General features: G+C 68.3%; 20 protein-coding genes. All 20 read right to left on the reverse strand.

Features of this window, described 5'->3' with window-relative positions; translation table 11 throughout:
* Positions 1–137 precede the first annotated feature (137 nt).
* A complete protein-coding gene (hisH, locus tag ABIC50_RS30735) occupies positions 138–779 on the reverse strand; it encodes an imidazole glycerol phosphate synthase subunit HisH (RefSeq protein ID WP_006757059.1) in 642 nt (213 codons plus the stop codon).
* On the reverse strand, positions 776–1,396 hold the full coding sequence (locus ABIC50_RS30740; RefSeq protein ID WP_006751803.1) for a YchE family NAAT transporter: 621 nt from the start codon (positions 1,394–1,396) through the stop codon (positions 776–778). Before ABIC50_RS30740 ends, hisH begins: the two co-directional genes overlap by 4 nt.
* Before the next feature lie 62 nt (positions 1,397–1,458).
* Positions 1,459–2,046: an imidazoleglycerol-phosphate dehydratase HisB gene (gene hisB, locus ABIC50_RS30745; protein ID WP_006751804.1), complete on the reverse strand. Its 588-nt coding sequence runs from the start codon at positions 2,044–2,046 to the stop codon at positions 1,459–1,461.
* A gap of 65 nt (positions 2,047–2,111) precedes the next feature.
* The gene (hisC, locus tag ABIC50_RS30750) at positions 2,112–3,185 is read right to left on the reverse strand and encodes a histidinol-phosphate transaminase (RefSeq protein ID WP_354168584.1); all 1,074 of its coding nucleotides are present in this window, start codon (positions 3,183–3,185) and stop codon (positions 2,112–2,114) included.
* A gap of 122 nt (positions 3,186–3,307) precedes the next feature.
* Positions 3,308–4,624, reverse strand: coding sequence for a histidinol dehydrogenase (gene hisD, locus ABIC50_RS30755; protein ID WP_229061428.1), 1,317 nt, complete (start codon positions 4,622–4,624; stop codon positions 3,308–3,310).
* A 24-nt stretch (positions 4,625–4,648) separates the two neighbouring features.
* A complete protein-coding gene (gene hisG / locus ABIC50_RS30760) occupies positions 4,649–5,302 on the reverse strand; it encodes an ATP phosphoribosyltransferase (RefSeq protein ID WP_006751807.1) in 654 nt (217 codons plus the stop codon).
* Positions 5,299–6,561 (reverse strand): UDP-N-acetylglucosamine 1-carboxyvinyltransferase, encoded by a 1,263-nt coding sequence (murA, locus tag ABIC50_RS30765; RefSeq protein WP_494179057.1) that lies wholly within the window; start codon positions 6,559–6,561, stop codon positions 5,299–5,301. The genes hisG and murA overlap by 4 nt, the downstream gene beginning before the upstream one ends.
* A 100-nt stretch (positions 6,562–6,661) precedes the next feature.
* On the reverse strand, positions 6,662–6,901 hold the full coding sequence (locus ABIC50_RS30770; RefSeq protein ID WP_006477131.1) for a BolA family protein: 240 nt from the start codon (positions 6,899–6,901) through the stop codon (positions 6,662–6,664).
* 53 nt (positions 6,902–6,954) lie between these two features.
* Positions 6,955–7,800: an ABC transporter permease gene (locus ABIC50_RS30775; RefSeq protein ID WP_471685878.1), complete on the reverse strand. Its 846-nt coding sequence runs from the start codon at positions 7,798–7,800 to the stop codon at positions 6,955–6,957.
* On the reverse strand, positions 7,797–8,723 hold the full coding sequence (locus tag ABIC50_RS30780; RefSeq protein WP_012362928.1) for an ABC transporter ATP-binding protein: 927 nt from the start codon (positions 8,721–8,723) through the stop codon (positions 7,797–7,799). Before ABIC50_RS30780 ends, ABIC50_RS30775 begins: the two co-directional genes overlap by 4 nt.
* A 192-nt stretch (positions 8,724–8,915) precedes the next feature.
* Complete coding sequence (locus ABIC50_RS30785) at positions 8,916–9,191, reverse strand: STAS domain-containing protein (RefSeq protein WP_175657379.1); 276 nt, start codon at positions 9,189–9,191, stop codon at positions 8,916–8,918.
* Positions 9,188–9,817, reverse strand: coding sequence for an MlaC/ttg2D family ABC transporter substrate-binding protein (locus ABIC50_RS30790; RefSeq protein WP_105834661.1), 630 nt, complete (start codon positions 9,815–9,817; stop codon positions 9,188–9,190). The genes ABIC50_RS30785 and ABIC50_RS30790 overlap by 4 nt, the downstream gene beginning before the upstream one ends.
* 110 nt (positions 9,818–9,927) lie before the next feature.
* Positions 9,928–10,893: an MlaA family lipoprotein gene (locus ABIC50_RS30795; protein ID WP_126228775.1), complete on the reverse strand. Its 966-nt coding sequence runs from the start codon at positions 10,891–10,893 to the stop codon at positions 9,928–9,930.
* A gap of 31 nt (positions 10,894–10,924) precedes the next feature.
* Positions 10,925–11,494, reverse strand: coding sequence for an outer membrane lipid asymmetry maintenance protein MlaD (gene mlaD / locus ABIC50_RS30800; protein ID WP_105834630.1), 570 nt, complete (start codon positions 11,492–11,494; stop codon positions 10,925–10,927).
* A gap of 24 nt (positions 11,495–11,518) precedes the next feature.
* Positions 11,519–12,286: a lipid asymmetry maintenance ABC transporter permease subunit MlaE gene (gene mlaE / locus ABIC50_RS30805; RefSeq protein ID WP_011655796.1), complete on the reverse strand. Its 768-nt coding sequence runs from the start codon at positions 12,284–12,286 to the stop codon at positions 11,519–11,521.
* Positions 12,283–13,104: an ABC transporter ATP-binding protein gene (locus ABIC50_RS30810; protein WP_011655795.1), complete on the reverse strand. Its 822-nt coding sequence runs from the start codon at positions 13,102–13,104 to the stop codon at positions 12,283–12,285. The genes mlaE and ABIC50_RS30810 overlap by 4 nt, the downstream gene beginning before the upstream one ends.
* A gap of 84 nt (positions 13,105–13,188) precedes the next feature.
* Positions 13,189–14,313, reverse strand: a complete 1,125-nt coding sequence (thiE, locus tag ABIC50_RS30815; protein WP_354168588.1) for a thiamine phosphate synthase — start codon at positions 14,311–14,313, stop codon at positions 13,189–13,191.
* A complete protein-coding gene (locus ABIC50_RS30820) occupies positions 14,310–15,125 on the reverse strand; it encodes a thiazole synthase (protein WP_006755423.1) in 816 nt (271 codons plus the stop codon). Before ABIC50_RS30820 ends, thiE begins: the two co-directional genes overlap by 4 nt.
* A 38-nt stretch (positions 15,126–15,163) precedes the next feature.
* A complete protein-coding gene (gene thiS / locus ABIC50_RS30825) occupies positions 15,164–15,361 on the reverse strand; it encodes a sulfur carrier protein ThiS (RefSeq protein ID WP_006762101.1) in 198 nt (65 codons plus the stop codon).
* A gap of 32 nt (positions 15,362–15,393) precedes the next feature.
* The gene (locus ABIC50_RS30830; RefSeq protein ID WP_175753209.1) at positions 15,394–16,530 is read right to left on the reverse strand and encodes an FAD-dependent oxidoreductase; all 1,137 of its coding nucleotides are present in this window, start codon (positions 16,528–16,530) and stop codon (positions 15,394–15,396) included.
* Positions 16,531–16,750 lie beyond the last annotated feature (220 nt).

The raw sequence follows: 16,750 nt of genomic DNA on the forward strand, positions 1-16,750 counted from the left end.
GAAAAGAATCCGGCGCGCACCGGTCGATCCGGTACCGCGCCGCCTCGCTAGTTTAGTACAACTCTTTCGGCGCTTTCGTGTGCGCGCATCGTGCGACAGGCCGTTCCGGCCCGCCGACTGTGGCACGCACGCGACGCTCACGGCTTCCAGTGTACGAAGTTGCGATACAGACGCAACCCGACTTCCGCGCTTTTCTCGGGGTGGAATTGGGTCGCGAAGAGATTGTCCCGCGCGACCGCGGACGTAAACGGCGCGCCATATGCCGTTTCGCCGACCGTGTGTGCCGGGTTGTCCGGCCTCACGTAATAGCTGTGTACGAAGTAAAAATATGCGTCGTCGGGCACGCCGTCCCACAGCGGGTGCGGCTGCGACTGGCGCACGCGGTTCCAGCCCATCTGCGGCACCTTGAAGCGCGAGCCGTCGTCCTGCAGCCGGCCGTCGAGCTCGAAGCGCACGACCTTGCCGGGCAACAGGCCGAGGCCCTTCGTGTCGCCTTCCGCGCTCCAGTCGAACAGCATCTGCTCGCCGACGCACACGCCGAGCAGCGGCTTCGTGCGCGAGGCCTCGATCACCGCGTCCTGCAGCCCCGATTCGCCGAGGCAGCGCATGCAGTCCGGCATCGCGCCCTGGCCGGGCAGCACGACGCGGTCGGCCGCGCGAATCGCGGCCGGCGTGTCGACGATCGCCACGTCGGCGGCCGGTTCGGCCTTCTTGAGCGCCTGCGCGACCGAGCGCAGGTTGCCCATCCCATAATCCACAATCGCAATCGAAGTTTTCATCTCAGTGCAGGCAGTAGCGCCCTCAGTCCGTTGACGATGAATTCCACCGCCAGCGCCGACAGCATCAGACCCATCAGCCGCGTGGCGATGTTGATGCCGGTGCGGCCGATCCAGTTCGCGATCGGCTCGGCGAGCCGCATCGCGACGAAACACAGAAAAGCCAGGGCCGCGCCGATCGCGACCAGCCCGGCCCGCTCATACCAGTGATGCGAGTTCGCCGCATAGATGATCACCGTGCTGATCGAGCCGGGGCCCGTGAGCAGCGGAATCGCCAGCGGCACGACCGCGATGTTGTCCTTCGACTCGGCCTCGTAGCGCTCCTCCGGCGTCGATCGCGTATTGCCGATCTGCGCGTTCAGCATGTTGATCGCCATCAGCAGCATGATGATCCCGCCGCCCACTTCGAGCGAGCCGACCGAAATGCCGAAGAAGTCGATGATCTGCTGCCCGAGCAGCGTCGTCACCGTCATCACGCAGAACACCGACACCGACGCGATCCGGATCGTGCGGCGCCGCTCGCCGTCCGTTTGCTGCGCGGTCAGGCTCAGGAAAAACGGCACCGCGCCGACCGGGTTGATCAGCGCCAGCAGCGAAATGAACGATTTGAGCAGATCCATCGCAAGCCGGCGCGTCGCGCCGAAGCCGTGAGGTTGTCCCGGGCTTGCGCCCGTCCGGAAGGTTAGAGGCTGCCCTTCGTCGACGGAATCTGCCCCGCCGCGCGCTCGTCGAGCTCCACCGCCGCACGCAGCGCCCGGCCGAAGGCCTTGAACACCGTTTCGAGCTGATGGTGCGCGTTGATTCCGCGCAGGTTGTCGATATGCAGCGTGACGCCCGCGTGGTTCACGAACCCGCGGAAGAATTCGATCGACAGGTCGACGTCGAACGTACCGATGCGCGCACGCGTGAACGGCACGTGGAATTCGAGACCCGGCCGGCCCGAGAAGTCGATCACGACGCGCGACAGCGCCTCGTCGAGCGGCACGTACGAATGGCCGTAGCGGCGAATGCCCTTCTTGTCGCCGATCGCCTTCGCGACGGCCTGGCCGAGCGTGATACCGACGTCCTCGACCGTGTGGTGGTCGTCGATATGCGTATCGCCATGCGCTTCGACCTCGAGATCGATCAGACCATGGCGCGCGATCTGATCGAGCATATGGTCGAGAAACGGCACGCCGGTGGCCAGCTTCTGCCGGCCCGTACCGTCGAGATCGAGCTTCACACGGATCTGCGTTTCGCTGGTATTGCGAACGACTTCCGCCACACGCATGGCAATTCCTTGATTGAGTCTGATGTAAATGGGGATTGATCGTCGCGCGCCGCCGCGCCCTGGGCTCAACCGGGCAGCGCGAGTTTCAAGGCAGCCAGCAGGCGCGCGTTTTCGTCGGGAGAACCGACGGTCAGCCGCACGCATTCGGCCAGCAACGGATGCATTTTACTCACGTTTTTGATCAGCACCCGCTCGGTGAGCAGCGCATCGAACACCGCCGCCGCGTCCGGCACGCGCACCAGCAGGAAATTGCCGGCGCTCGGGAACACCGTCGTGCCCGGCAGCGCGGCCACGGCCTGCGCGAGGCGCGCGCGTTCCGCACGCAGTTCGGCCGCCTGCGCATCGAGCACGTCGAGGTGGTCGAGCAGGAAATCGGCGCTCGCCTGGGTCAGCACGTTGATGTTGTACGGCGGGCGCACCTTGTCGAACTCGGTCAGCCAGGTGGGCAGCCCGGCAAGATAGCCGAGGCGGATGCCGGCCAGGCCGAGCTTCGACACCGTGCGCATCACGACGACGTTGTCGAACTCGGCGGCGCGCGGCAGCCATGAGCGCTCCGCGAACGGCTGATACGCCTCGTCGATCACGATCAGGCTGTGTTGCGCGGCCGCGATGATCCGCTCGACGTCGGCTTCGTCGTACAGCGTGCCGGTCGGGTTGTTCGGGTACGCGAGATAGACGAGCGCGGGCCGGTGCTCGGCGATCGCCGCGACCATCGCGTCGGCATCGAGCGTCAGGTCTTCCTTGAGCGGCACGCCGACGAATTCGAGCTGCGCGAACTTCGCGGACAGCTCATACATCACGAAGCCCGGCACCGGCGCGAGCACCTTCGCGCCCGGCTTCGCGCATGCCACCGACATCATGCTGATGATTTCGTCCGAGCCGTTGCCGAGCAGCACGTCGCACGCGGCCGGCACGCCCATCGCGCGGCGCAGCTTGTCGAGCAGCGCGCCCGGGCGCGGCGCCGGGTAGCGGTTCAGCGCGACCTGCGCGAGGCGCTCGCCGAGCGCGGCCGCCAGCGGCGCGGGCAGCGAATACGGATTCTCCATCGCGTCGAGCTTCACGAAGCCGCTCGCGTCGGGCACCGGGTAGCTCGTCATCGCGAGCACGTCGCGGCGGATGATGTCTTGGGGCGTCGTCATGGTCTCAAGCCGGCGTGCTTCGCGCCGGCGTCAAATGGTCTCGGCACGGCGGCGGCTGCCGCCGTGCGCAGGGTCTCCTCGTCGACCGCGGGCCGGTGCGTCGGCACCGGCCGCGGCGCGTGTCACCCCTTCATCCGCAGCTCGGCGCTGCGCGCGTGCGCCTGCAGCCCTTCGCCGTACGCGAGCTCGGATGCGATTTCACCCAGCGTCTGCGCCCCTTCGGCGCTGACCTCGATCAGGCTCGAGCGCTTGATGAAGTCGTACACGCCGAGCGGCGACGAGAAGCGCGCGGTGCGCGACGTCGGCAGCACGTGGTTCGGGCCCGCGCAGTAGTCGCCGAGGCTTTCGCTCGTGTAGCGGCCGAGGAAGATCGCGCCGGCGTGGCGGATCTGCTGGCCCCATTGCTGCGGCTCCAGCGCGGAAATCTCGAGGTGCTCGGGCGCGATGTCGTTCGCGATCCGGCACGCTTCGGCCATGTCGCGCACCTTGATCAGCGCGCCGCGGCCTTCGAGCGACGCACGGATCACCTCGCGGCGCGGCATCGTCGGCAGCAGCTCGTCGATCGCCTTCTCGACGCGCTCGAGGAACGCGGCGTCCGGGCACAGCAGGATCGACTGCGCGAGCTCGTCGTGTTCGGCCTGCGAGAACAGGTCCATCGCGACCCAGCTCGGATCGGTCGTGCCGTCGCACAGCACGAGGATTTCCGACGGGCCGGCGATCATGTCGATGCCGACCGTGCCGAACACGCGGCGCTTCGCCGATGCGACGTACGCATTGCCCGGCCCGCAGATCTTGTCGACCGCCGGCACCGTGGCCGTGCCGTAAGCGAGCGCACCGACCGCCTGCGCGCCGCCGATCGTGAACACGCGATCGACGCCGCCGAGCAGCGCCGCGGCGAGCACGAGCTCGTTCTTCACGCCGTCCGGGGTCGGCACGACCATCACGATCTCGCCGACACCCGCGACCCGCGCGGGAATCGCGTTCATCAGCACCGAAGACGGATAGGCGGCCTTGCCACCCGGCACGTACAGGCCGACGCGGTCGAGCGGCGTGACCTTCTGGCCGAGCACCGTGCCGTCGCTTTCCGTGTACTGCCAGCTATGCGTGCCGCACTCGATCTTCTGCTTCTCGTGGTACGCACGCACGCGTGCGGCGGCCGCTTCCAGCGCCGCGCGCGCCTTCGGCGCGAGGCCGTCGAGCGCCGTCTGCAGCGCGTCCTGCGGCAGTTCGAGCGCGGCGACGCTGCTCGCGTCCAGCCGGTCGAAGCGGTTCGTGTACTCGAGCACCGCGGCGTCGCCGCGCGACTTCACGTCGGCGAGGATCTGCGCGACCGATTGCTCGATCGCTTCGTCCTCGCTCGCCTCGAACGCGAGCAGCGCGCGCAGCGCGGCGCCGAAGCCGTCGCTCGTCGAATCGAGTTTGCGGATGGTGATGGCCATGGGAGTTCCGTTACGGTGATGCGCTCAATTGCCATTCTGCGACGCGCGTTCGAACGCGTCGAGAATCGGCTTGAGCGCCGCGCGCTTCAACTTCAGCGCAGCCTGGTTCACGACGAGGCGCGACGAGATCGCCATGATCTCCTCGACCTCGACCAGATTGTTCGCCTTCAGCGTGCCGCCCGAGCTGACGAGGTCGACGATCGCGTCGGCCAGCCCGACCAGCGGCGCCAGCTCCATCGAGCCGTACAGCTTGATCAGGTCGACGTGCACACCCTTCGCGGCGAAGTGTTCGCGTGCCGTTTCGACGTACTTGGTCGCGACCCGCAGGCGCGCGCCCTGGCGCACCGCGTTCGCGTAGTCGAAGCCGGCCGGCACCGCCACCGACATCCGGCAGCGTGCAATGTTCAGATCGATCGGCTGGTACAGGCCCGAGCCACCGTGCTCGACCAGCACGTCCTTGCCGGCCACGCCGAAATCGGCCGCGCCGTATTCGACATAGGTCGGCACGTCGCTCGCGCGCACGATGATCACGCGCAGGTTCGGATCGGTGGTCGGCAGGATCAGCTTGCGCGACGTTTCCGGATCCTCGGCCACCTGCACGCCGGCGGCGGCCAGCAGCGGCAGGGTTTCCTCGAAAATCCGGCCCTTCGACAGGGCGAGGGTCAGCGGCGCGGTCATGCTTGGCTCCCGGAGAGGCGGCGCACGTTCGCGCCGACGGCGGTCAGTTTGGTTTCCATGCGGTCGTAGCCGCGGTCCAGGTGATAGATGCGGTCGACGAGCGTTTCGCCTTCGGCGCGCAGCCCGGCGATCACGAGGCTCGCCGATGCGCGCAGGTCGGTCGCCATCACGTTCGCGCCGGACAGCTTGTCGACGCCCGTCACGAGCGCCGTGTTGCCGTCGATCGTGATGTTCGCGCCGAGCCGGTTCAGCTCCTGCACGTGCATGAAGCGGTTCTCGAAGATGGTCTCGACGATCTGCGCGGTGCCCGTCGCGACCGAATTGAGGGCCATGAACTGCGCCTGCATGTCGGTCGGGAACGCCGGGTATTCCGACGTGCGGATCGTCACCGCCGACGGGCGGCGGTCCATCCGCACGCGCAGCCAGCTGTCGCCCTCCTCGATCGACACGCCGGCCTCGCGCAGCCTGTCGATCACCGCGTCGAGGATGTGCGGGCGCACGCCCGTCAGCAGCACGTCGCCGCCGGCCGCCGCGACCGCGCACAGGAACGTGCCGGCCTCGATGCGGTCGGGAATCACCGAATGGCGCGCGCCGTGCAGCCGCTCGACGCCCTGGATCACCAGGCGGTCGGTGCCGATGCCGGTGATTTTCGCGCCCATCGCGACCAGCAGGTGTGCGAGATCGCTCACTTCCGGCTCGCGCGCCGCGTTCTCGATCACCGTCTCGCCGTCGGCCAGCGTCGCGGCCATCAGCAGGTTTTCCGTCCCCGTCACCGTGATCATGTCGGTCACGATGCGCGCGCCCTTCAGGCGCTTCGCGCGCGCTTCGATGAAGCCGTGCTCGATGCTGATCTCGGCGCCCATCGCCTGCAGACCCTTGATGTGCTGGTCGACCGGACGCGCGCCGATCGCGCAGCCGCCCGGCAGCGACACCTTCGCCTCGCCGAAGCGCGCGAGCAGCGGCCCGAGCACGAGAATCGACGCGCGCATCGTCTTGACGAGCTCGTACGGCGCGACGAGATTGTCGACGCGCGACGCGTCGAGCTGCACGCGGCAGCCGTCCGTTTCGCTCTTCACGCCCATCTGGTTCAGTACCTTCAGCGTGGTGCGCACGTCCTTCAGGTTCGGCACGTTGTCGAGCTCGACCGGCTCGGCGCTGAGCAGCCCCGCGCACAGGATCGGCAGCGCCGCATTCTTCGCGCCCGACACGACGATCTCGCCCGAAAGCCGGCGACCGCCCTCGACCACCAGCTTGTCCATCCCGTGTCCCTGCGATTCCCCGTTGGCGGCCGGGTGTGCCGTGGCGACGCTCTGGACGGCGTCGCGCTCGTTGACGGTGACTTGCACTCAGTGGTTCCGGTTATGCGTTCTGCCATTCGGCGGGCGTCAGCGTCTTCATGCTGAGCGCGTGGATTTCCTGTTTCATGCGATCGCCGAGCGCCGCATAGACGAGCTGGTGCCGCTGGATCGGCCGCTTGCCTTCGAAGGCCGCCGACACGATCGTCGCGAAGAAATGCTGGCCGTCGCCTTCGACTTCCAGATGAGTGCAGGCGAGACCGCCGGCGATGTATTGCTTGACCTGTTCGGGAGTCGGCAACATGAGGGGGCTCCTGTCGGCGCGCGCCGCCCGGGGGCGGCCGCTGCCTGTCGATATCAATGACGCAGTTTGTAGCCGGTCGCGAGCAGCCGCATCGCGAAGATCGCGAGCAGCACGAAGAAACCGGTGACGATCGCGAGGCTCGCGAGCGGGTTGATGTCGGACGCGCCGAAGAACCCGTAACGGAAGCCGTCGATCATGTAGAAAAACGGGTTGAGACGCGAGATCTCGCGCCACACGGGCGGCAGCGAGTGCGTCGAATAGAACACGCCGGACAGGAACGTCAGCGGCATGATCAGGAAGTTCTGGAACGCGGCGAGCTGATCGAACTTCTCGGCCCAGATCCCGGCGATCAGCCCCAGCGTGCCGAGGATCGCCGAGCCGAGCAGCGCGAATGCGATGATGAACAACGGCGCCGCGAAATGCATCGGGACAAACCAGATCGTCACGACGAACACGCCCGCGCCGACCGCGAGGCCACGCACGACGGACGCGAGCACGTACGCGCCGAAGATGTCGCGGTACGACAGCGGCGGCAGCAGCATGAACACGAGGTTGCCGGTGATCTTCGACTGGATCAGCGATGACGAGCTGTTCGCGAACGCGTTCTGCAGCACGCTCATCATCACGAGGCCGGGCACGAGGAAGCTCACGTACTCGACGCCCGGATACACCTCGACGCGGCCCGAGAGCGCGTGGCCGAAGATCGTCAGATACAGCAGCGCCGTCACGATCGGCGCGCACACCGTCTGGAACGACACCTTCCAGAACCGCAGCAGTTCCTTGTAGAACAGCGTGCGAAACCCGCTTCCCGCCACGACGGCGGGCTCGGGCGTTTGCAGGGAACGGGGCGGTCGCGCCTCGCCGGGCGAATGCAGTTCGCGTGTGGGTTGTTGATTCATGCCAGCCCCTCGATCACCTCGGCCCCGTTCATCACCTGGACGAACACGTCTTCGAGGTCGGCCTTGCGGACCTCGATCTCGTCGAACGTGCAGCCCGCCGCGCGACACTGCGCGAGGATGCGCTCGACATCGTCGTAGTTCGTCAGACGCAGCAGGTGCTCGCCCGGCGCGCGCGCGGCCGGATCGGTCTCCAGCCCTCGCAGCTCGGCGGGCAGCGCGCCCGTCGCGAGCCGCAGGTACAGCTGCAGCCCCGCGAAGCGGCGCAGCAGCGCGTCGGTGCGGTCGAGCGCGACGACTTCACCGCGACGCAGCATCGCGATGCGGTCGCACAGCGACTCGGCTTCCTCGAGGTAATGGGTGGTCAGGACGATCGTGTGACCCTCGCGGTTCAGCCGCGAGATGAATTTCCATAGCGTCTGGCGCAGTTCGACGTCGACGCCGGCGGTCGGCTCGTCGAGCACGATCACGGGCGGGCGATGTACGAGCGCCTGCGCGACCAGCACGCGGCGCTTCATCCCGCCCGACAGCGCGCGCATGTTCGCGTCGGCCTTCTCGGTGAGGTCGAGATTGGCCATCACTTCGTCGATCCAGTCGTCGTTGCGGCGCAGCCCGAAATAGCCGGACTGGATCCGCAGCGTCTCGCGAACGGTGAAGAACGGGTCGAACACGAGCTCCTGCGGCACGACGCCGAGCGCGCGGCGCGCACCGCGGAAGTCCTTGACGACGTCGTGGCCGAGCACGGAGATACTGCCTTCATCGGCCCGGGCGAGCCCGGCGAGGATACTGATGAGCGTGGTCTTGCCTGCGCCGTTCGGGCCGAGCAGACCAAAAAACTCGCCTTCCTCGACCGACAGGCTGACGCCCTTGAGCGCCTGAAGCGATTTGTAGCGCTTCTTGACGTGACGGATTTCTATGGCTGACATGACTGTGCGCGACGCCAAGGCCGCGACGCCTATTCTGTGCTTGCTGCGGATGAAAATGGGGGCCGGACGCCGATTGGCTGCCCCGCAAAACGCTTGATTATAGGGCAAACCGGCTGGAGAGGCCGGCGCTGAAGGCGCGCGGCCTGAAGCGTGCGCGCGCCGGCTGGCGCGGCAGGCTTCGATCGGACAGGGTCAATGTCGCCCGGTGCCTTCGATGAGCGCGTCGACGCCGTAGGCGTTCGCGAGGCTGGCGAGCTTCGGGGGGAGATTGAGGATGTCGAGGATCGCGCCGCGGGCTTTCGCGGCGCGTTGCCATGCGAGCAGCACGGCGAGCGCGGACGAGTCGAACTGCGTCAGCGCCGCGCAATCGACGGCGGTGGCGCCCGCGTCGATACGCGCGAGACCGTCCGCGAGCGCGGACTTCGCGCTCGCGACGGTCAGCGAGGAGCCGGCCGCGAAGCCGCTCACGAAGCTTGCTTGCCCGCGGCAAGTTCCTGGTTGCGCTGCGTCAGGAACTTGATCAGGCCGTCCACGCCGCTTTGCTGGATCTTCTCGTTGAACTGCTGCTGGTACGTCTGGATCAGCCACGCGCCGAGCACGTTCAGGTCATACACCTTCCAGCCGTTGGACGTCTTGTACAGGCGGTAGTCGATCTGGACCGGCTGGCCGTTGTTCAGCGCGACCGTCTTCACGACGACGTCGGTGTCGGCCGGATCGGCGCGGAACGGCGGGTACTGGATTTGTTGATCCGGCTTCAGCTGCGCGAGCGCGCCCGAATACGTGCGGATCAGCAACAGCTTGAACTGCTCCTGAATCTGCTGCTGCTGCTCGGCCGACGCCGCGCGCCAGTTACGGCCCATCGCGAGCTGCGTGGTGCGACGGAAATCCGTGTACGGCAGGATGTCCTTGTTGACGATCGTGATGATGCGGTTGGTGTCGCCCTGCTTGATCGTCTGCTGCTTGACCTCGTCGAGCACCTGCTGGGTCGCCGTCTTGATCAGCGCCTGCGGGTTCGACTGGTCGACTTGCGCGTGAGCTGCGCTGCCGAACGAGAACAGCGCCGCGAAAACGGGAATCAGGAACAGTTTTTTCATCATAGTGACCTGCATGAAGAGTCGATGCGGAGGTTGGAGCCGGTAGCTTACGCGCAAGTTCGCGAACGCTACCGACTGAATCGTTTCCGGCTGTAACGAATGTAAATGGGTCAGTGCAGCCGGATGCTCGGGAAGCGGAACCCGCCCGGCGACGGCGGCGCCACCTGCATCGCCGGCACGTTCGTTTCGCTGGCCGGGTTCGGCGCTTCGGGCGTGCCCGACGCCGGTGCGGGCGCCGCCGCGCCCGATGCGCCCGCCGGCGCCGTCGCGCCACCCACCGCCGCCGCGCCCGCCGTACCGGCCGCGCCGGCTGCCGCCGGTGCCGCGCCGTCGTCCGGCAGCTCGTACTTCGGCAGCGCGTCGTTGCTCGACGTCGCGGCGGCCTCGCCGCGCGCGTTGCTGATCAGCATCTGGCGGCGTTGCAGGTACGCGTTGCGTACGAACGAGTACTTGTCGAGCGCCGCGGCATCCAGCACGTCGCCCGCGCCGAGCAGGTTCGCGCGCGTGTTGACGAGGTTCACGCCGAACAGGCCCCAGCTCAGGCCGTCCGGCTTCACGTAGGTGAGCGGGTTGCCGACGTAGTCGACGCCGAGGCCGGCCGTGTCGCGCAGCGTGCTCGGGCCGAGCAGCGGCAGCACGAGGTACGGGCCCGACGGCATGCCGTAGCGGCCCATCGTGATCCCGAAGTCGGCCGTGTGCTTCGGCAGTTTCGCGATCGTCGCGACGTCGAACAGGCCGCCGACGCCGAACACCGTGTTGATCACGACGCGCATGATGTCGCCGACGCCGTCCGCGATCCGCAGCTGCACGATGTTGTTCGCCGCGATGTAGACGTCGCCGATGTTCGAGAAGAAGTTCGTCACGCTGTCGCGCACCGGCTGCGGCACCACGTACTGGTAGCCCTTCGCGACCGGCTTCAGCGCATACGTGTCGACCGTGTCGTTGAACTTGTACATCGACCGGTTGAAACCTTCGAGCGGATCGCCCTTGGTCGGCGTCTGTACGGTCGCGCAACCGCTCAACGCGGCGACTGCCGCCACTGCGAGCGCGGCGTGCCTGATGCGGATCGTCTGCATGGTCATTCCCTCTTGTCTTTCTCTCGTGTGGTTATTGGGCGGCCGAGCCGGCCACCGCGGACGCCGGCACCGCGACCGGTGCGGGCGCGGCCGGTGCTGCCGGTGCAGCCGATGCGCCGGATGCCGGCTTCGCGCCGCCCGCGTCGGCCGCCTTGCTGTACAGGAACTGGCCGATCAGATTCTCGAGCACGATCGCCGACTGCGTCATCGTGATCGTATCGCCCGACTTCAGCATTTCGGTGTCACCGCCCGGATCGAGGCCGATGTACTGCTCGCCGAGCAGGCCGGACGTCAGGATCTTCGCCGACGAATCCTTCGGGAACTGGTATTGGCCGTCGACGTCGATCGTCACGAGCGCCTGATACGTATTGCTGTCGAAGCCGATCGCCTTCACACGGCCGACCACGACGCCCGCGCTCTTCACGGCCGCGCGCGGCTTCAGGCCGCCGATGTTGTCGAATTTCATCCGCACCGAGTAGGTCGGCTGAAAGGACAGCGAGCTCATGTTGCCGACCTTGAGCGCCAGGAACAGCACCGCAAGGAAGCCCACCACCACGAACAGGCCGACCCAGAAGTCGAGAGCAGTCTTTTTCATCGTCATCCCAAAATTTGGCTTGGCTGAGGCTTAGCTGAACATCAGCGCGGTCAGCAGGAAATCGAGGCCGAGTACGGCGAGCGACGCGAATACGACCGTCTTGGTCGTCGCGCGCGACACGCCCTCGGGCGTGGGCTTCGCTTCATACCCTTGAAACAGTGCAATGAAGGTCACGGCGAACCCGAACACGATGCTCTTGATCACGCCGTTGCCGACGTCGGCCCACACCTGGACCCCGCCCTGCATCTGCGACCAGAACGCGCCCGGATCGACGCCGATCAGCACGACGCCGACGAAATACCCGCCGAGCACGCCGACCGCGTTGAAGATCGCGGCGAGCAGCGGCATCGCGATGATGCCGGCCCACAGGCGCGGCGCGATCACCGTCTTGATCGGGTCGACGGCCATCATCTCGAGCGCGGTGAGCTGCTCGCCGGCCTTCATCAGGCCGATCTCGGCCGTGAGCGACGTGCCCGCGCGGCCCGCGAACAGCAGCGCGGTCACGACCGGGCCGAGCTCGCGCACGAGCGACAGCGCGACCAGCAGGCCGAGCGCCTGCTCGGACCCGTAGCGGTTCAGCGTGTAGTAGCCCTGCAGGCCGAGCACGAAGCCGACGAACAGGCCCGACACGGCAATGATCACGAACGAATAGTTGCCCAGGAAGTGGATCTGCTTCGTGACGAGCCGCGGCCGGCGCAGCAGCGGAAAGAATTCCAGCACGAGGCGCACGAACAGCCGCGTGCCGTAGCCCGCGCGCTCGAGGCCGCCGATGACGTAACGTCCGATCGCGCTGATCATGCGCGCCCTCCGCCGAGCCCGAAATCCGCTGCCAGCGGCGGGCTCGTGTAATGAAATTTGAACGGGCCGTCCGGCGCGCCGTCGATGAACTGCCGCACGCTCGGCTCGGTGGACGCGCGCAGCTCGGCGGGCGTCCCCTGCGCGAGCACGCCGCCGTTGGCCAGAAAATACACGTAATCGGCGATCGCGAAGGATTCCGGCACATCGTGCGTGACGAGGATCGACGTTGCGCCGAGCGCCTGGTTCAGCGTGCGGATCAGGTTCGCGGTGATGCCGAGCGAGATCGGATCGAGGCCCGCGAACGGCTCGTCGTACATGATGAGCTGCGGATCGAGCGCGATCGCGCGCGCGAGCGCGATACGGCGCGCCATCCCGCCCGACACCTCGGAGGGCATCAGGTCGCGCGCGCCGCGCAGCCCGACCGCATTGAGCTTCATCAGCACGAGGTCGCGGACCAGGTCTTCGGGCAGGTCGGTGTGTTCGCGCAGCGCGAACGCGACATTCTCGAACACCGACATGTCGGTGAACAGCGCGCCGAATTGAAACAGCATGCCCATCTTGCGGCGCAGCGCGTACAGGCCGTCGCGCGTCTGCGCGCCGACGTCGGCGCCGTCGAACAGCACCTGGCCGCGGCTTGCACGCACGAGGCCGCCGATCAGGCGCAGCACGGTCGTCTTGCCGCAGCCCGACCCGCCCATGACAGCGACGACCTGGCCGCGCCCGAAGCGCAGGTTCAGGTTCGACAGGACGAGGCGCTCGCCATAGCCAAAGTCGACGTCGCGAAGTTCCAGCAGAGTCTCGGTAGGAGTGGGGCTCACGGAGCGGACAGTCCTTTAACGCAGAACGCCGAATTATAGGGCCTGCATTGGAATGATGTCGTGACGCCGTTCCGGGCCCTGCGGTCAATGATTGTCAAATTGTCGGGCAAAACATTGCTGCAACGCAACAACCGCCGCCCGATAATCGCTAGCGCCCGTGATCGCACTGACGACCGCGACGCTGCCGACGCCCGTCGCGAGCACGTCGGGCAACGCGTCGAGGCCCACGCCGCCGATCGCGACGAGCGGCGCCCGCGCCTCCGCGAAGCGCGCATAGCGGGCGATCCGCGCGAGTCCCTGCGGCGGCGCCGCAACCGCCTTGGTCGCGGTCGCGTACACGGGGCCGAGCGCGAGATAGCTCGGGCGCCCGTGCAACGCCCGCAACATTTCGTAATAGCCGTGGCTCGACAGGCCGAGCCGCAGGCCGGCGTGCGCGATCGCGGCCAGATCGGCCGTCTCCAGGTCTTCCTGGCCCAGATGTACGCCGTACGCCCCCTCTTCTACCGCGATCTGCCAGTGATCGTTGATGAACACGCGCGCATCGGGATAGCGGCGCCCGGCCGCGACCGCACGCGCGATTTCGCCGCGCAACGCGGCAGGGTCCGCGCCTTTCACGCGCAGCTGCACGGTCCGCGCGCCGCAATCGAGCACGCGCTCGACCCATTCGGCGTCGGGGACGACCGGATACAGGCCGAGTTGCGCGGGGCACGGCGGGAATGCGGGCTCCGGCGCGGCGGCCAGGCCGGCGACGCGCGGAAATCGCGCGGCGTCGACCGGCCACGCATCCGCGCCGCGCGTTTCGTCGCCGTCACGCCACGCGAGTGCCAGCACCAGCGCATCGATCGGCGCGAAACCGCAATCGAGGAATGCGGCGAGTGCCGCGATCCAGTCGTCGCCGAGCGGATGCGCGGCTTCCAGCGCATGGCGCACGCCCGCGGCATGCAACGTCGCGCCGTGCTCGTCGAACTCGATCGCGACCGCATCCGGCGCCGCGGGGCGCGATGCGGCCGACACGCGCGCCTGCGCGGCACGATCGCCGGCCGACACGATCAGCACGTCGCCGTCGACCGGCACGTCGGGCGCCGCGACGCACAGCCGCCACGGCGTCGTGCCGGCCAGCCAGTCGCCCAGGCGGGCGCGAATCCGCTCGGCCGCTTCGGCCAGCTCGTCGGCCGGTGGCCAGAACGCATCGGCGAAACGCGCGCTCATGCGCCGCCTCCGTCCTGGTGCCAGAACGGCATCCCGACGACCGGCGTGCTCGCGTGCGCGGTCTCGCGCGCATCCATCGGCCCGGCGAGGTAGGCCGCACGGCCGGCCTCGACACCCTGCGCGAATGCACGCGCCATGATCTCCGGATGCGTGGCCTGCGATACGGCGGTGTTCAGCAGCACGCCGTCGAAGCCCCATTCCATCACCTGGCACGCATGCGACGGCACGCCGAGCCCGGCGTCGACGATCAGCGGCACGTCCGGCAGCCGCTCGCGCAGCACGCGCAGCCCGTACGGGTTCACGACGCCCTTGCCGGTGCCGATCGGCGCGCCCCACGGCATCAGCGCCTCGCAGCCTACGTCGAGCAGGCGCCGGCCGATCACGAGATCCTCGGTGCAGTACGGCAGCACCTTGAAGCCGTCCTTGACCAGTTGCGCGGCCGCCTCGATCAGCCCGACCGGGTCGGGCTGCAGCGTGTAGTCGTCGCCGATCAGCTCGAGCTTGATCCAGTCGGTCTCGAAGACCTCGCGCGCCATGTGCGCCGTCGTCACCGCCTCGGCGACGGTCTGGCAACCGGCCGTGTTCGGCAGCAGCGGCACCGCGTGACGCTTGAGCAGGTCGAAGAAGCCGGCTTCGGCGGTGCCGCCCGTCATCTGGCGGCGCAGCGCGACCGTCACCATTCCCGGACGCGACGCGGCGATCGAATCGGACAGCGACTGCAGCGACGGATAGCGCGACGTGCCGAGCAGCACGCGGCTTGCGAAGGTTTCGCCGTACAGCGTCAGCGCGTCGGCGGAAGTGAGGGACGTCATGTCGTTTTCCTGGAAGAGCGGGGGCGAACCGGCGGCGCTCAGCCGCCCGCGACGGGGTGCACCACGTCGAGCTTGTCGCCCGTCGCGAGCGCGCGCGCCGCATGCTGCGTGCGCGCGACGAAATTGCCGTTCAGCGCGACCGCGTACGGCGGACGCGCGCCGAACGCGACGAGCGCGTCGGCCACCGTCGCGCCGTCGGGCAGCGTCAGGGTCTGTTGGTTGATCTGGATATCCATGAGGCTTGATCGAATTCGGTCGGCGGCGCGCATCAGGCCGGCTGGCGCGCGTCGTCGCGGTGATGAAGGAGCGCCGGCCAGCGCGCGGCATCGCGCCACGCGGTGAACGCATCGGCATCGGCGAACGCGCCGCCGAGCGCGGCCTGCGCGAACGCGACCGCCGCATGCGCGACTTCCGGCGCGATCATGAAGCCGTGCCGGTACAGGCCGTTGACGGCGAGCGTCGTCGCGCCGTCCCAGATCACCGCCGGGCGGTGGTCGGGCAGCGTCGGGCGGCACTGCGCATTGAGTTCGAGGATGCGCGCCTCGCCGAACGCCGGGTGCACGGAGAACGCCGCGCTCAGCAGTTCGAGCGCGGAGCGCACGCTGACGGGCGACATGTCCTCGCCCTCCACCTCGGTCGCGCCGATCACGTACAGGTCGTCCTGCTTCGGCGCGATGTACAGCGGATAGCGCGGATGCAACAGCCGCACGGGCCGCGTGAGCCCGATGCCCGGCGCGCGCACCCGCGCGACTTCGCCGCGGATGCCGCGCAGCGCGGGCAGCGCGGCTTTCGCGCCGAGGCCGCGGCAATCGATCGTGAAATGTGCGTCGGGCCGGTTCGCGTCGTCGATCGTCGCGTGCCAGTGCAGCTCGACGCCGCGCTGCGCGAGGCCCGCCGCCAGCGCGCGCAGCGCCTGCCGGTTGTCGAGCTGCCCTTCGCGCGGCAGCAGCAGGCCGCGCGCGAAGCGCCCCGCGAGCGCGGGCTCGGCCGCGTCGACCTGCGCGCCGGCCAGCGTGACGAAACCGCCGTCGAACAGCTCGGCCGGCGCGTTCGCGCGCACGCGCCGCTCGAACAGCGGCGCCTCCGCCCGATCCGCGTGATGCCAGACGACGAGCGTGCCGTGATGCTGGAAGAACACCGGTTCGGGCAGCTCCGCGAGCCATTGCGGCCAGCGCGCGAGCGACGCGGCGCCGAGCTCGGTGATCAGCAGCTCGGCGCTCGCCGCCTCGGCGAGCGGCGCGAGCATCGCGGCCGCGATCCACGCGGCCGACTGCTCGCCGTCCGGGCCGCCGCGCTCGTACAGCGCGACGCGATGCCCGTCGCCCGCGAGCCGCCAGGCGATCAGCCGGCCGACGAGGCCGCCGCCGAGCACCGCGAAATCCGGCCGGGAAGCGTGGACGTTCATCGCGCACCCTCCCCGCGAACCGCGCGGGCTCGTGCGACGGACGTCGACGCGCGCGCGCCGTCCCGTGCCAACGCACGCGACAGCGGATCGGGAACAGCGCAAAAGACTGAAGATTGAGCGGTCATCATTCCTTCCGTAACGCGCAAAGCGCGTACCCAAAAGGACGAAACCGGCAGCAAAGGCCGGCCGGGCGGGACTCGGGCGCTGACCATGTGGGATG

The sequence above is a fragment of the Burkholderia sp. 567 genome, assembly GCF_040545115.1.
Lineage (GTDB): Bacteria > Pseudomonadota > Gammaproteobacteria > Burkholderiales > Burkholderiaceae > Burkholderia > Burkholderia ambifaria.

Coding starts and splice junctions, on each gene's coding strand:
- ABIC50_RS30775 (WP_471685878.1), bottom strand. CDS start 7,800: ATGAATCAACAACCCACACGCGAACTGCATTCGCCCGGCGAGGCGCGA.
- mlaD (WP_105834630.1), bottom strand. CDS start 11,494: ATGACGATGAAAAAGACTGCTCTCGACTTCTGGGTCGGCCTGTTCGTG.
- ABIC50_RS30830 (WP_175753209.1), bottom strand. CDS start 16,530: ATGAACGTCCACGCTTCCCGGCCGGATTTCGCGGTGCTCGGCGGCGGC.
- ABIC50_RS30770 (WP_006477131.1), bottom strand. CDS start 6,901: ATGTTGCCGACTCCCGAACAGGTCAAGCAATACATCGCCGGCGGTCTC.
- thiE (WP_354168588.1), bottom strand. CDS start 14,313: ATGAGCGCGCGTTTCGCCGATGCGTTCTGGCCACCGGCCGACGAGCTG.
- ABIC50_RS30790 (WP_105834661.1), bottom strand. CDS start 9,817: ATGAAAAAACTGTTCCTGATTCCCGTTTTCGCGGCGCTGTTCTCGTTC.
- ABIC50_RS30740 (WP_006751803.1), bottom strand. CDS start 1,396: ATGGATCTGCTCAAATCGTTCATTTCGCTGCTGGCGCTGATCAACCCG.
- hisG (WP_006751807.1), bottom strand. CDS start 5,302: ATGACCGCGCCGCTGACCCTCGCCCTGTCGAAGGGCCGGATTTTCGAG.
- mlaE (WP_011655796.1), bottom strand. CDS start 12,286: ATGATCAGCGCGATCGGACGTTACGTCATCGGCGGCCTCGAGCGCGCG.
- ABIC50_RS30820 (WP_006755423.1), bottom strand. CDS start 15,125: ATGACGTCCCTCACTTCCGCCGACGCGCTGACGCTGTACGGCGAAACC.
- hisB (WP_006751804.1), bottom strand. CDS start 2,046: ATGCGTGTGGCGGAAGTCGTTCGCAATACCAGCGAAACGCAGATCCGT.
- murA (WP_494179057.1), bottom strand. CDS start 6,561: ATGGACAAGCTGGTGGTCGAGGGCGGTCGCCGGCTTTCGGGCGAGATC.
- ABIC50_RS30795 (WP_126228775.1), bottom strand. CDS start 10,893: ATGCAGACGATCCGCATCAGGCACGCCGCGCTCGCAGTGGCGGCAGTC.
- thiS (WP_006762101.1), bottom strand. CDS start 15,361: ATGGATATCCAGATCAACCAACAGACCCTGACGCTGCCCGACGGCGCG.
- hisD (WP_229061428.1), bottom strand. CDS start 4,624: ATGGCCATCACCATCCGCAAACTCGATTCGACGAGCGACGGCTTCGGC.
- hisH (WP_006757059.1), bottom strand. CDS start 779: ATGAAAACTTCGATTGCGATTGTGGATTATGGGATGGGCAACCTGCGC.
- hisC (WP_354168584.1), bottom strand. CDS start 3,185: ATGACGACGCCCCAAGACATCATCCGCCGCGACGTGCTCGCGATGACG.
- ABIC50_RS30780 (WP_012362928.1), bottom strand. CDS start 8,723: ATGTCAGCCATAGAAATCCGTCACGTCAAGAAGCGCTACAAATCGCTT.